The organism is Streptomyces sp. TLI_171, from assembly GCF_003610255.1.
Taxonomy (GTDB): Bacteria; Actinomycetota; Actinomycetes; order Streptomycetales; family Streptomycetaceae; genus Kitasatospora.
Genome location: NZ_RAPS01000003.1, coordinates 94,875 through 107,398, shown reverse-complemented (window position 1 = coordinate 107,398; position 12,524 = coordinate 94,875). Strand labels below are relative to the sequence as shown.

Here is a 12,524-nt window from a genome sequence, read left to right as displayed (position 1 = left end):
ACCAAGGCAGCCGTCACTTCAGGTATTTCGACGCCACCGGCAAGACATAATACCAAACCTCCACAGCCAAGATGACTGGACTTCATCTTCCCGCGAGGCGGCACCGACTTTGCCAGCAGAGTCCCCGACTCAAGGCATTATCCAGTATGCCCGACTTATCCAAATTTGACTGAGAGTGCGATAAGTGGCTCATCGCCAAGGTAATTTGGTTGCACTATGTCGATATCGCATCGTCCTTACGGCCTCGTGCATGGTTAGCGGTGGCCCGTGAGGGCAGGGTGGCTTCAAGTTCCGGGTTCGTGCGGTTGGTTACCGGCCGGGGGTGCACAGGAAGGCAGGCACGGGCTTCGTGATCATTGTGGTGTCTAACTGATCGTTTCAGAATGAGGTTCGGAGTCGTCGCAAGCAGATGATGCTGCAGGCGAGTTGGAGCAGGCTGAGGTGGAGGTCGGCGCGTATCTCGTAGCGGATGCGGAGGCGTTTGAACTGATGGAGCCAGGCGAAGGTCCGTTCGACGACCCAGCGGGTCTTGCCGAGTCCGGAGCCGTGGGCGACGCCGCGGCGGGCGATGAGCGGCTTGATCCCACGCTTCCAAAGCAGGCGGCGGTACTTGTCGAAGTCGTAGCCCCGGTCGGCGAACAGCCTGCGCGGCCGTGTCCGCGGGCGTCCGCACAGTCCCCGGATCGGCGGGATCGCGTCCAGGAGCGGCAGGAGCTGGGTGACGTCGTGGCGGTTGCCGGCGGTCAGGGTGACTGCGATCGGGGTGCCGTGGCGGTCGACGATCAGGTGGTGTTTGCTGCCCGGCCTGGCCCGGTCGACCGGCGAAGGTCCGGTGTGAGCCCCCCTTTCAGAGCCCTGACGTGCGAGCCGTCGATCGCGCAGTCGTCCATCTCCAGCAGGCCCGCGGTTCGCAGCTCGGCGAGAAGGACCTCGTGCAGGCGCGGCCACACGCCGGCCTCGGTCCAGTCCCGCAGCCGGCGCCAGGCCGTGATCCCGCTGCACCCGGTCCGCTCCGCAGGCACGTCCCGCCAGCTCACGCTCTTGCACAGCACGTACACGATGCCGCGAAGGGCCGCGCGGTCATCCGCCGGCAAGCGGCCCGGATAGCGATGGCGCCGCGCGGGACGCGGCGGCAGCAACGGGGCCACCCGATCCCACAAGTCATCAGGCACAAGATCATCCGACACAGGCAGCACTCTGCCGCCCGAACACCTCAACTGCCAATCCCCAGAACCAAACTCATTCTGAAACGATCAGTTACACGGTGACGAACCGGGAGATGTCCGGCGTAGCGCCCCTCCCCGGCGAGGCCCCCACGCTTCACGTCCCGATCGTCGCGCTGTCGTGGAGCATCTGGTCGCCCGCCGACTGGAAGCACACCACCCCGGTGAGCTGGCTGTACCGCTCGACCGACGAGCGGCAGGAGAAGGTCCCGGAGCGGCGGGGCATCTGGCTCACCTACTACAGCACCCGGAGCATGGGGTTCGAACTGCTCGCCCCTGAGACGCGCCTGGGCACCGAGAACCGCACCGGCCGCGTCATCACGGCAGGTGACCAGGTACGGCGCTCAAAGAGCCACGGTCCGTTCAGCCGCATCGACACAGTCTTCCTCCCGTTCGACGACCCGTTTCCTCCGGACGAGCCGCCCCACTCGTCGTACTTCTGGACCCAGTCGGTCTACACCGCTTGGCAGCTCGTCCAGCAGGAGGGCCGAAACGGCTGGACCGAGACCGAGGACGTCACCGCCCCGGCACGTGGCTCTGCCCGCAAGGGAGCGCGGCGCGACACCGTCCGCGTGATCCGGCTGCGGCCCAACCGCCGCCCGTCGCGCGATGCCACCGAGCGCGACCGTGCCGAGGCCGACGCCCAGACCCCCACCCGTTACACCCACCGCTTCCCGGTCCCGCCCTACCGCCGTCCCAACGCCTGTTGGAACTCCGCCATCCATGGCGACGACCCCGAGACTCGGCGCTGCAAGCACGCAGAGCAGATCGTCGCGGGCTCGGTCCGCGGGCCCAAGCACCTCCCGCTGCGTATCGGCCCCGTCTTCAAGCTGACCCCCACGGCAGACGCTCCCACGAGCTCCGCAGCGGCCCAGTGACCTCCTCCGTGTCCCCGGCGGCCGCCGGGGACACGGCCCGATGGCCAGCTCCGCACCGCCTTCTTTTGCAACCCCGCTGCCCGACCCGTGAAAGGGGAACACGCCATGGACTTCGAGGACTTCGACATCGCCGCCGACAGCGCACCGCCCGCCGTCCTGGAGTACGTCGAGATGACGACGACCGAGCTGGCCGCCGCGATCGGCGAGGGCGCGGTGATCTACACGGAGCTGACCCACGACCTCCACTTCGAGGTGTCGCTTGCGGGTGTGCTGCAGGTCGTCATCGCGGACATAGGCACCGAGGCCGCAGCCCAGCTGCGCACGGCGCTGTCCGCCTCCCTCGACGGCCAGGCCACCGCCGCTGTGCAGACGGAGTCCACCATCCAGCTCACCGACGACTGTCTCGACAGGGCGCAGGCCGCCCTGTTCCTGCGCGCCATGGACGCGCTGGCGATCGTCACCGGCAACTGAGCGCGAGATCAGCCCGGGCTACCCGCCATGACCAGATCCTCCATCGCACCGTGCGCGTCGGCTTCGGCCGCCGCGCACGGTGGCCCGCCCTCGTCTGCTGCTCTGAGAGGAACCCGATGACCACTCACCTCGGCCGGGAGGCGACCGCTGAGCCGCGCCCGGCCGCTCCGGCCCCGCCCCGTCTCACAGCGGCCCAGCACCGCGCAGTGCTAGGTGGGGCCAAGGACCCGCTCGGTCTGCTTCCGAAGAGCGTCAACCTGCGCACGACGGTCTCCCTCGCCGCCCTCGGCTACGTCGGCCTGGACCAGAGCGAGCCTTTCCTTCGCGGGCAGCTCGCGACGAAGGACAAGCTCGACGTCTGGGGCGGCGTACTGACCGAGGAAGGATGGGCCAGGGCCCGCGCCGAAGGGGCGGGAGCCTTCCGCATCGTCGTCGTCGGCTGCGGGAAGACCAAGCAGCCCCGCCGGGTCAGCGCCGGTGCCCTCTACACCGGTTCGTTCCACGGGGCCTGCCGCGCCACCGGCGTGGAGCTGCTGCACGGCGGCGGACGCATGTACATCCTCTCCGCCGCCCACGGTCTCCTCGACCTGGACACCGAGATCGACCCCTACGACCTGACCGTCGGCGACCCCGGCAGCGTCGACGCGGACATCGTGCGGCGCCAGGTCCTCGCGCGCGGCCTGGAGCGGGCCGAGGTGACGGTGCTGGCCGGCAGGCCGTACGTCGACCTCGCGCGCGCGGCCTGGCCGAACCTCGATGCGCCGCTGTCCGGCGCTCGCGGGATCGGGGAGATGAGGCAGCGCCTCGCTCACATCCGCATCGACATCCACGGCCGCCGCCTCGCGGGTGAGGCGTGACGCAGCTGCTCCGCCCGAGCCCGGCTGCCGGTCGGCTGAACGCCGACGGCAGCCGACCGGCCGCCACTGATCACAAGGTCTGCCCGTCCCAGTTCGGCCCCTGCAGGTCGTCCCCGAAACCGAAGGAACCGATGAACGAGAAGATCCTGACCCAGGCCGTGCTCGCCAACCGCCGTCTGCGCGGTCTCCCTGCCCTCTCCAACGCTGGCTCCGTCGGCGCGGACCTCGCGGCCGCGGCCGCCGAGTTCGAGGCACTGCTCGACGACTTCGTGCTCGCCTTCGACCCCGTGCTCAGCCGCGTGCACGGCAACATCGCAGAGCACGGGCTTCACATCACCGGGGTGTTCCCCTCCGAGGACGCCCCGCCCGAGTGCCTCGACTTCAGCTACACCACAGGCCTGAGCGAAGGGCTCGGCTTCGAACTCGCCGTCGCCACGCTGCCGTTCGACATCGCCGGGTCCATCCTGAACCGCTCCGCCAAGGTCCTGACCGCCGTGCCGAGTGAGGGCGACCTGCTCGAAGACGTCCTCGGCGGCGGCTTCACCGCGCGGCTGCACCGCTGCTCGGACACCAGCCGCTTCGCGATGACGCGCCAGATCTACGGCAGCGACCCCGAGCACGGAGTGTGGCAGATCGTGGTGCCCGACTCCGCCGGACGGTTCCCGGACGAACCCGGCTACAACCACGCCGGCCTGCCTCAGCCCCTGTACTGAGGCCCCCTTCCCTCCCCGATAGGTCCGTGGCCGCCGATCCAGGCGGTCACAGACCGCTTTCCCTGCCTGCCCTTTTCCTCTCCCGCCGGAGCTCTGATGCACTCCACCGCGCCCGTACCCGCCCAGCGTTCCACCCTCGTGTTCGGCCGCCCCCGCGGCCACGACGACGCCCGGCGTCTGGGCGAAGCCGTCGCCCAGGCCTGGCACACCACCCCCTACAGCAGCCGGCCGGACATCGCGCTGAGCATCGTCGCGTCGCTGGCCCTGATCCCTGTCAAGGACCACCCCGGCGCTCTCGCCCGGAGCATCAACGAGGCCAGCGACGAGCGCCTGGTCCGCGGGCTGCGCGAGGTCTGGGTGCACCACGAATGGGTCCTGGTGGAGCTCGACGGTTTGGCGGCAGCGGCGGCGGCCGTGAACGCGATCGTCTGGGGGCTGGGTCCGCGGGTGGTGGTGGTGCGCGGTGACGCGTTGCGTGACCCGCAGGTCGCCGAGCGGGCCGGTGCCGCTGGTGTGCAGTTGCGGGCCGAGCGGGACCGGATTCTCGCCTGCGTCGCCGTGGTGGAGGGTGCGCGTGCTGCGATGGAGCTGGTCGAGCGGAAGGTCGGCGGGGCGGTGTCGTAGCCGGGGATCGCGAGTCCGTGTCGTCGTAGCCCGGTCGCACCGCAAGGCGCGGTGCGACCGGGCCGTCGGCGTTCTGCGGCCGTTCGCCGTGGGTGGGGTTGGGCGTCAAGCTGTGGAACCGGCCAAGTCGGCCCGGTGTTCGATCGCGGGGGCTTCATCACGTTGCGTCAGTGGATGCTTACCGTAACGGACGCCCGGTGCGACTTCCCTTGGAAATCCGACCGAACGGGCGACAAGTGGGCGGATACGCCCAGTAATGTAATCACTGAGAGTTAATGGCCTTGACCTGTCCGAAATCACGTGCAAGATTCGTGGCGATCTGAGCGGTACATATGCCACGGGCACGGCTGCCCGTGGTGGCGGCAGACGGGGGTGGGGAGCTGTGCGGGCGAGCACGCCGGCGCCGCGGACGCGGTTGCGGGGTCGACGCGCCACAGACTGCTCCCCTGCAGCGCCCACGCACCAAATGCCGTGCATCTCCTGCAGTGCCGGTATCGTCCCGGCCATCGGTCCGTGTGCGGGTTGCGACCCCGATCCGGGCCCCGGTGGGCACCCGCGGGTGCCCCGGCACGGAGGAGAACGGCGGCGTGGGCACTCGCGGCATCGCTCACTTCGATCCGGCCGCCCTGCGCACTCAGCGGCGCCTGGCCGGCCTGAGCCAGGACCAGCTGGCCGCCGCAGTCCGTGCTGGCTCCCTCGTCCTGCTCCACCGCACGCACGTGTCGATGTACGAGAGCGGCCGGCGGCTTCCGGAGCAGCGCACGCTGTGCGCGATGGCCTCGTGTCTGGGGATTTCCGCGTCCGTGCTGCTGCGCCCGGCTCCGCTGAGCATCGCTCGCATCCGTCTGGATGCGGACCTGACGCAGAGCCAGACCGCGGAGCGGATCGGCGTGCCGCAGAGTCAGATGTCTTTGATCGAGCGCGGGATGGCCGAGCTCGATCCTCAAGGGCTGAGCATGCTGGCGACGGCACTCGGCACCACCGTCGAGGCGGTGCGCCTCGCGCTGCACGCCCCGCACACGAAGCGCCCTTCCTGCAGCTGACCGTCCGTCGACTCGGCCGGGCCGCCGGGCGGCGCCGGGCGGGTGTGTTCCCGCCATGTCCCGATCATGTGCCGGGACGGCAACACTGCCGGGCAAACCGCGCACCGTTCCTGCGCCCGTCTGCACTACTTGGCCTACGACATGTCGCACCCGACCGCCTTCGCCTTGGGGGAAACGACCGTGCCCACTTCACTCCGGTTCACCGGATCGCGCGCCTTCGCTGCAGTTGCCGTCGTGGGGGTGGCCCTGGTCTGCGGTGGGTGCACATCGTCGGCTGAGCACCCGCCGCCGGCATCGCCCTCGTCGTCGGCACCCTCGTCTGCCTCTGGAGACGCGGCCGCGAAGGACCAGGTGTTGGCCTCCTACCGCGGCATGTGGGCGAGCATTGTGAAGGTCTACGCCTCGGGCACGTTCGACGGATCCGACCTGCAGAAGTACGCCGCCGACAAGGCCCTCGCCAACATCAAGGCGAGCGAGGCCTACTACCAGGACCAGCACCTGGTGGTGAAGGGCGAGCCGGTCCTGGAGCCGAAGGTCACCGCGGTAGACCTCGCTGCGAAGCCTCCGACGGCGACGATCGTCAGTTGCGTGGACAGCAGCCACTTCCTACCCGTCGACAAGACCACCGGGGCGCCGGCGAAGCTGTCCAGCACCGGTTTCCGGCACGTGGAGAACGCCACGGCGATCCTGGACAACGGCACGTGGCTGATCACCCAGGCGGCGATCCAGCGGGACCAGTCGTGCTGACCAGGCGCCGGGGGGTGCGTCTTGGCCTGGCTGCGGTCTGTGCGCTCGGCGCCGCGCTCGGCACGCAGGGATCGGCCCGCGCCGACGGCGGCGGGGACGTCACCTGCCCGCCGCTCATCCCGGACTGCACCATCGTCGTCGGCGGAGGAGGCGGGGGTGGAGGAGGGACCGGCGGAGGCAGCGGCGGCGGGGGCGACAGCGGCGGGGGGAGCGTGGCGTGCCTGCTCGGCGACACCGAGGTGCCGTGCTACCGGCAGGGCCTGGGCTGGTTCAATCCGAGCGATGACTGCTACTGGAACCTGATCAACCCTCCACCGGGTCCCGACGACCAGCTGTGGCAGATCGCGATCCGCAGGCCCAAGGACTGGAAGCCGGGCCCTGACCAGGGCGACCTCTACGACGTCACCTGCACGGGCCCCGACGCCGTGCTCGCGGGCGGCGTGACGTGGAGCCTCGACCGGCCGCCCGGCTATGGTGGCGGGCCCAACCTCCAGGCGATGGCCGAGCAGGCCGTCAAGAAGTTGGGCCTGCAGGGGGCCGATATCGGCATCGCCCCGAAGGCCGGTGCGATGGGCCTGGTCGGGCTGCCGGTGTGGCTGTGGAACAAGCCCACGCCGTCGACTTGGGGGCCGAAGAGCGCCTCGGTCAGCGCGGCCGGCATCACCGTCACCGCCACCGGCCACGTCACGCAGATCGTCTGGAACATGGGCGACGGCACCACAGTGACCTGCGCCAACGCCGGTACCCCGTACAACGCCTCGTTCGGCAACAGCTCCTCGCCCGACTGCGGCCACACCTACCAGCGCACGTCGGCGGCCGGCGGTACCTACCCCGTCACCGCGACCAGCACCTGGAAGGTCGACTGGACGGCGACCAGCGGGCAGCGAGGAACGATCACCACGACGCGGCAGTCGACGACGACCGTCGCCATCGGACAGCTCCAGGTTCTCAACAACTGACCACCGCAGGAGTTCGACTGTGAGCACAACCCAGACACGCGGTCCCGACGCCGGCTACACCGCTCCGGTGGCCGCGCCCCGGCCCGTCAGCGCCCGCCGACGGCGACCTGCGCTGATCGGGGTGTCGGTCGCCCTGATCGCGGTCGGCGGCCTGGTCGGAGCGATGACCCTGACCGCCGCCGGGCAGCGCGAGGACGTCCTCGTCGTCGCCAAGCCGCTGGCGTTCGGCCAGGTCATCACCCGCGGCGACCTCACCGTCGCCTCCATCAGCCTGGACCCGGCGCTGAAGCCGGTGGGCGCCGACCAGCTCGACTCCATCGTGGGCAAGCACGCCTCCGCCCAGCTGCTGCCGGGCACCACCCTGACGAAGGCCAGCGTCACGAGCGACGCCCTGGTGCAGCCCGGCCAGCAGCTGGTCGGCATCCAGGTCAAGCCGGGCCAGCTGCCCGCCACCGCGCTGGTCCCGGGCCAGAAAGTCGTCATCGTCTCCACGCCCGGCCAGAGCGTCGCCGCCGACGCCGGCGCGTCGACGGGCACGCCGAGCACCTTGCCGGCGCAGGTGGTGCGGGTCGGCTCGCCCGACTCCAGCGGCAGCCTCACCGTCGACGTCTCCGTCGACGCCAACGCCGGCGCCACCGTGGCGGCGCGGGCGTCGACCGGCAACATCGCGATCATCGTGCAGAGCCCGTCGGCGGCCGGCTGATGGCGCTGATCGCGGTCGCGGGCTGCCCCGGCGCGCCGGGCGCGACCACCGCTGCGCTCGCCCTGGCGATGACCTGGCCCCTCGCGCCGGGCCGGCACGTGGTCATGGCCGAGTGCGACCCGGACGGGGGCTCGGTCGTCGCCGGCGCGCTGCGCGGCGCCACCCCCGGCCCGCACGGACTGCAGAACCTTCCGGTGGCCGCGCGCACCGGCCGCCTGGGCGAGGCGTTCTGGCGCCAACTCCTCGACCTCTCCGACCAGCGCAAGGAGCGCCTGGTCCTGCCCGGCCTGACCAACCCGGCGCAGGCCCCGGGGATGCAGAGCGTGTGGCCGCAGCTCGCCGACCTGCTGGTCGGCATCGACGAAGGCGCGCAGCACGACGTGATCGCCGACCTCGGCCGGCGCGGCGGCACGGGCACCGCCGCGGCCATGGTGCTGCGTGCCGACCTGGTGCTGGCGGTGGTGCGCACGACGCTGCGCGGAGTCCACCATGCCGAGCACCGGGTCCGGGCCCTGGCCGAGGACCTCGACGCCCGCGGCGTCGGGCGCGACGCCCTGCGGCTGCTGCTCGTCACGGCCGGCCCCTACAGTGCGGCGGAGATCGGCGCCCGCCTTGCCGTTCCCGTCGCCGCCGAGCTCCCGTTCGACCCGCGGGCCGCCGAGGTGCTGTCCGACGGCGCCGACCTGGGTGAGCGCCGCTTCCGGCGCAGCGACCTGATGCGCCACGCCGCCACTGCCGCCGACCGTCTCCACGCCCTGGTGCTCCAGCGCCGCGAGCAGCTCGCCCCGCGCCCGGCGCCCCAGGCCCCGAACGGGGCCCCGCTTCCCGGAGGTGCCCATGCTGCGCGCTAGTCCGGTCCACGACTCGCCCGTCATCGCTCCGGGGGAGGACCCGGCGGCGCCCGCCCCGGCACCACGCCGCGCTGTCGTCGCCCGCGGCGGTACGGCGGCGGCGCGGGCCGGCCAGCCCTCGTCGGCGGACCCGTTCGCCACCACCCTGCGGCCAGTGCCCCCGCCCGCCGCTGTGCCGGCCAAGCCGGCCGCCCCGCCGGCGCCGCCTGCGGCGCAGGTCGATCCGGAGGTGGTCGGCCAGATTCGCCGCTTGGTCTCGACCGAGCTCGCCGCGGTCGTCGCCGCGGCACCGGGCCTGAGCCAGGCCGATCGTGAACAGCGCGGCCGCGACCTGATCAACAATCGGGTGGCCACCTGGGTCGTCAACCGCGCCGGCGAGCTCGGCATCTCACCGGGTTCGGACGTGCAGCGTGCTCTGGAGGCGCAGGTCTTCGACCTGCTGTTCCGCGCCGGCCGCCTGCAGCCGTACCTCGACGACGCCGACGTCGAGAACATCCTCGTCAACGGCTTCGACGACGTCGTGATCGACTACGCGGACCGGGGCAAGGTCCGGGTCGGGCCGATCGCCGATTCCGACGAGGATCTGGTGGAGCTGCTGCGCGACCTCGCTCGGCGCTCCGGCCACGGGGAGCGGACCCTGTCGACGGCCAGTCCGATGCTCGCGCTTCGCCTGCCGGACGGGTCCCGTCTGCAGGCGATGACTGAGGTCACGCCGCGGCCCCAGGTCACCATCCGCCGTCACCGGGTCCGCAAGAGCGATCTGGCGGGCATGGTCGAGCTCGGCGCGATCGACTCGACGCTGGCCGCGTATCTGAAGGCCCTGGTCCTGGCCCGCAAGAACGTCCTGATCGCCGGTGGCCAGGGCGCGGGCAAGACGAGCCTGATGCGGGCCATGGCCCGCGAGATCCCGAAGGACGAGCGGATCGGCACCCTGGAGACGGAGTTCGAACTGTTCCTGCACGAGCTCGAGCCGGACCGGCAGATCGTGGCCATGGAGGCCCGCGAGGGTAACGGCGAGCGCGTCGACGGCCAGGCCGCCGGCGAGATCACCGTCAACGACCTCATCTACCCGTCCCTGCGGATGAACCTGTCGCGGATCGTCGTCGGCGAGGTCCGCGGCCGCGAGGTCGTCCCGATGCTGCAGTCGATGACCAACGGCGAGGGCGGCTCCCTGTGCACCATCCACGCCCGCGAGGCGAGCATGGTCTACGACCGCATCGCCGAGCTGTATATGCAGGCCGGTGACGGCTTCTCCGAGCAGCTGGCCTACCGTCAGATCTCCAACGGCATCGACGCCGTGGTCTTCCTCCGCCAGCTCGACGAGACCGCGATCGGCGGGCGCAAGCACCGCTTCGTGTCGCAGGTCTTGGAAGTCACCGGCGCCGGCGAGAGCGGCCGCCCCACCAGCAACACCATCTTCGGCCCGAACCCGGAGCTCGGAGAGCTGCGGGCCGTGCCGCGCATGAATCCCGCGACCTTGGACGACCTGGTCCGCGTCGGCTTCGACGCCGACCTGCTGCGCGTTCCCGGCGGGTCCTGGCGGGCCCCGCTCGACGTGAAGGTGGGCCGGTGATGGGCAGCACCACCCTGATCCTCGCGGGCCTGCTCGCCGGACTGCTGCTGGCCGGCGGCCTGGTCGGCCTGGTCTCGGGCGTCGTCGGCACCACCGCGCCCCGCACCCCCGGCCCCGTCGGCCGCTTCCGGGCCGCGCTGCGCGGATCCGACCAGAGCGCGGCCGCCCGGGCGCAGGTGCGCGCCAGGTGGATTGCCGCCGGCGTCGTCGGCCTGATCGCGTGGGCGGTCACCGGCTGGCTCGTCGTCGGGCTGCTGCTGGTGCTTCTCACCGTCGGCCTGCCCTGGCTGCTGAGCCCCGGCAAAGCCGCGACGATCCGGATCACCGAGCTGGACGCCCTGGCCGAGTGGACCCGCCGCCTGGCCGACGTGCTGTACCTGGGCGTCGGTCTGGAGCAGGCGATGAAGGACTCCCGGCGCACCGCGCCGGCCGCGCTGGAGCGCCCGGTGGGTGAGCTCGCCGCCCGCCTGCAGTCCGGGTGGCGCCCCGAGGACGCGCTCAAGGCGTTCGCGGACCACCTCAACGACGCGACCGCGGACAAGGTCTGCGCCGCCCTGATCCTGCGGGCCTCGGACCGCGGCCCAGGCCTGGCCCGGAACCTGGAGGACCTCGCCGACTCCGTGCGCGAGGAGGTGCGCCAGCGGCGGGAGATCGAGGCCGACCGCGCCAAGCCGCGCACCACGGTGCGGTGGATGACGTTCATGACCCTCGGGATCATCGTCGCGGGCAGCTTCGACACCTCCTACATCGAGCCCTACGGCACCGTGGTGGGCCAGCTGGTCCTCGCGGTGCTCATCGCCGGGTTCGCCGGGGTCCTGGCCTGGATGCGGCAGCTGGCGACGTACCGGGCCACCCCGAGGTTCCTGGCCGCCGACCCGCACAGCCCCGTCAGCGTGAGCGCACCGGCACCCCGGCAGGCCTCCGCCGTACGCGCCGCCGCAGTGGCGGGAGGTGCACGATGATTCCCGTCATCGCGGTCTTCGCCGGCGCGCTGGTGGGCGCCGGCCTCGCAGGTCTGATCCGCGCCTCGCTCAGGTCGCAGCCGCAGCTGAACGCGGCGCTCGACCAGATCAACCAGGCACCGACCGTCGACCTGGAGCACGAGGAGCTGAGCCAGGACGAGAAGGTCGGCCGGTGGCTGATCCAGCATCTGCAGGGCCTTCCCGGCGTCACCATCCGGCACAAGGACCTGGCGCTGCTGGGCAAGAGCCCCGCGGTGCACATGCTCACCCGCGTCGCGCTCGGCCTGCTCGGCCTGGTCTTCCCGACCGTCTTGAACTGCATCGTCATGATCACCGGCTACTCCCTCCCGGTGCCCGTCCCGCTGGCGGTCGGGATCGGCGTCGGAGCGCTGTTCTTCGTCCTGGCCGACTGGGACGTCCGGGACAAGGCCAAGCGCGCCCGGATCGAGTTCTCCCACTCCATCGCCGCGTACCTCGACCTGATCGCGCTGGAGCGCGCCGGCGACGCCGGCCCCTCCGAGGCCCTGGAACGCGCGGCCGAGGTCGGGCAAGGCTGGCCGTTCGTGCGGATCCGCCAAGCCCTGGAAGTCGCCCGGATCGACAAGATCGCCCCGTGGGTCGAGCTCAAGCGCATGAGCAACGACCTCGACCTGCCACAGCTCGCCGACGTCGCGGACATCATGAGCCTGTCCTCGACCCAGGGCGCCGCCGTCTACAACACCCTGCGCGCCCGGGCCCGGTCCCTGCGCGGCGAGCTGATGGCCAAACAAGCCGAAGAAGCCAACGCCGACTCGGAGAAGATGACCGCGCCCGGCGGCGTGCTGGCCGTCCTGGTCATGGCCCTGGTCGGCTTCCCCGCGGTGATGCACATCCTCTTCACCTGAACCGGCACTGCCCGCTCCCTGCCCCGCACATTCGTT

At 71.4% G+C, this 12,524-nt stretch carries 14 protein-coding genes; 13 read left to right on the top strand and 1 reads right to left on the bottom strand.

Features of this window, described 5'->3' with window-relative positions; translation table 11 throughout:
- Positions 1-378 precede the first annotated feature (378 nt).
- A protein-coding gene (locus tag BX266_RS37740; protein ID WP_180290879.1) for an IS5 family transposase occupies positions 379-1,187 on the bottom strand; the annotation gives its coding sequence in 2 pieces (ribosomal slippage) (positions 379-848 and positions 848-1,187; 810 coding nt in all).
- A 77-nt stretch (positions 1,188-1,264) separates the two neighbouring features.
- On the opposite strand from BX266_RS37740, the gene BX266_RS37735 reads away from it, so the two are divergent.
- From BX266_RS37735 to BX266_RS37670, 13 genes are all read left to right on the top strand, one after another.
- Positions 1,265-2,101 (top strand): hypothetical protein, encoded by an 837-nt coding sequence (locus BX266_RS37735; protein WP_120314490.1) that lies wholly within the window; start codon positions 1,265-1,267, stop codon positions 2,099-2,101.
- A 105-nt stretch (positions 2,102-2,206) separates the two neighbouring features.
- Entirely contained in the window at positions 2,207-2,572 is a 366-nt protein-coding gene (locus BX266_RS37730) for a hypothetical protein (RefSeq protein WP_099908857.1), read from the top strand.
- Between the two features lie 116 nt (positions 2,573-2,688).
- Positions 2,689-3,429 (top strand): DUF6884 domain-containing protein, encoded by a 741-nt coding sequence (locus tag BX266_RS37725; protein ID WP_180290878.1) that lies wholly within the window; start codon positions 2,689-2,691, stop codon positions 3,427-3,429.
- 131 nt (positions 3,430-3,560) lie between these two features.
- Positions 3,561-4,142 carry a DUF4262 domain-containing protein gene (locus tag BX266_RS37720; protein ID WP_099908856.1) on the top strand — a complete coding sequence of 194 codons (582 nt, stop codon included), beginning with the start codon at positions 3,561-3,563 and terminating at the stop codon, positions 4,140-4,142.
- A gap of 96 nt (positions 4,143-4,238) precedes the next feature.
- Positions 4,239-4,766 carry a hypothetical protein gene (locus BX266_RS37715; RefSeq protein ID WP_099908855.1) on the top strand — a complete coding sequence of 176 codons (528 nt, stop codon included), beginning with the start codon at positions 4,239-4,241 and terminating at the stop codon, positions 4,764-4,766.
- Between the two features lie 587 nt (positions 4,767-5,353).
- Positions 5,354-5,809: a helix-turn-helix domain-containing protein gene (locus BX266_RS39240; protein WP_180290877.1), complete on the top strand. Its 456-nt coding sequence runs from the start codon at positions 5,354-5,356 to the stop codon at positions 5,807-5,809.
- Positions 5,810-6,163: 354 nt separating this feature from the next.
- A complete protein-coding gene (locus BX266_RS37705; protein WP_120314489.1) occupies positions 6,164-6,556 on the top strand; it encodes a hypothetical protein in 393 nt (130 codons plus the stop codon).
- 14 nt (positions 6,557-6,570) lie between these two features.
- The gene (locus tag BX266_RS37695; protein WP_180290876.1) at positions 6,571-7,515 is read left to right on the top strand and encodes a hypothetical protein; all 945 of its coding nucleotides are present in this window, start codon (positions 6,571-6,573) and stop codon (positions 7,513-7,515) included.
- A 19-nt stretch (positions 7,516-7,534) separates the two neighbouring features.
- Positions 7,535-8,218, top strand: a complete 684-nt coding sequence (locus BX266_RS37690) for an SAF domain-containing protein (protein ID WP_099908852.1) — start codon at positions 7,535-7,537, stop codon at positions 8,216-8,218.
- Complete coding sequence (locus BX266_RS37685) at positions 8,218-9,069, top strand: hypothetical protein (RefSeq protein WP_099908851.1); 852 nt, start codon at positions 8,218-8,220, stop codon at positions 9,067-9,069. Before BX266_RS37690 ends, BX266_RS37685 begins: the two co-directional genes overlap by 1 nt.
- A 154-nt stretch (positions 9,070-9,223) precedes the next feature.
- Positions 9,224-10,642 (top strand): CpaF family protein, encoded by a 1,419-nt coding sequence (locus tag BX266_RS37680; RefSeq protein ID WP_259465247.1) that lies wholly within the window; start codon positions 9,224-9,226, stop codon positions 10,640-10,642.
- On the top strand, positions 10,642-11,604 hold the full coding sequence (locus BX266_RS37675; RefSeq protein WP_099908850.1) for a type II secretion system F family protein: 963 nt from the start codon (positions 10,642-10,644) through the stop codon (positions 11,602-11,604). Before BX266_RS37680 ends, BX266_RS37675 begins: the two co-directional genes overlap by 1 nt.
- Positions 11,601-12,488, top strand: coding sequence for a hypothetical protein (locus BX266_RS37670; RefSeq protein WP_099908849.1), 888 nt, complete (start codon positions 11,601-11,603; stop codon positions 12,486-12,488). Before BX266_RS37675 ends, BX266_RS37670 begins: the two co-directional genes overlap by 4 nt.
- Positions 12,489-12,524: the final 36 nt, after the last annotated feature.

Excerpts from the sequence above, each read along its gene's own strand:
- BX266_RS37720 (WP_099908856.1), top strand. The coding sequence starts at position 3,561 with ATGAACGAGAAGATCCTGACCCAGGCCGTGCTCGCCAACCGCCGTCTG.
- BX266_RS37670 (WP_099908849.1), top strand. The coding sequence starts at position 11,601 with ATGATTCCCGTCATCGCGGTCTTCGCCGGCGCGCTGGTGGGCGCCGGC.
- BX266_RS37725 (WP_180290878.1), top strand. The coding sequence starts at position 2,689 with ATGACCACTCACCTCGGCCGGGAGGCGACCGCTGAGCCGCGCCCGGCC.
- BX266_RS37685 (WP_099908851.1), top strand. The coding sequence starts at position 8,218 with ATGGCGCTGATCGCGGTCGCGGGCTGCCCCGGCGCGCCGGGCGCGACC.
- BX266_RS37715 (WP_099908855.1), top strand. The coding sequence starts at position 4,239 with ATGCACTCCACCGCGCCCGTACCCGCCCAGCGTTCCACCCTCGTGTTC.
- BX266_RS37675 (WP_099908850.1), top strand. The coding sequence starts at position 10,642 with ATGGGCAGCACCACCCTGATCCTCGCGGGCCTGCTCGCCGGACTGCTG.
- BX266_RS37730 (WP_099908857.1), top strand. The coding sequence starts at position 2,207 with ATGGACTTCGAGGACTTCGACATCGCCGCCGACAGCGCACCGCCCGCC.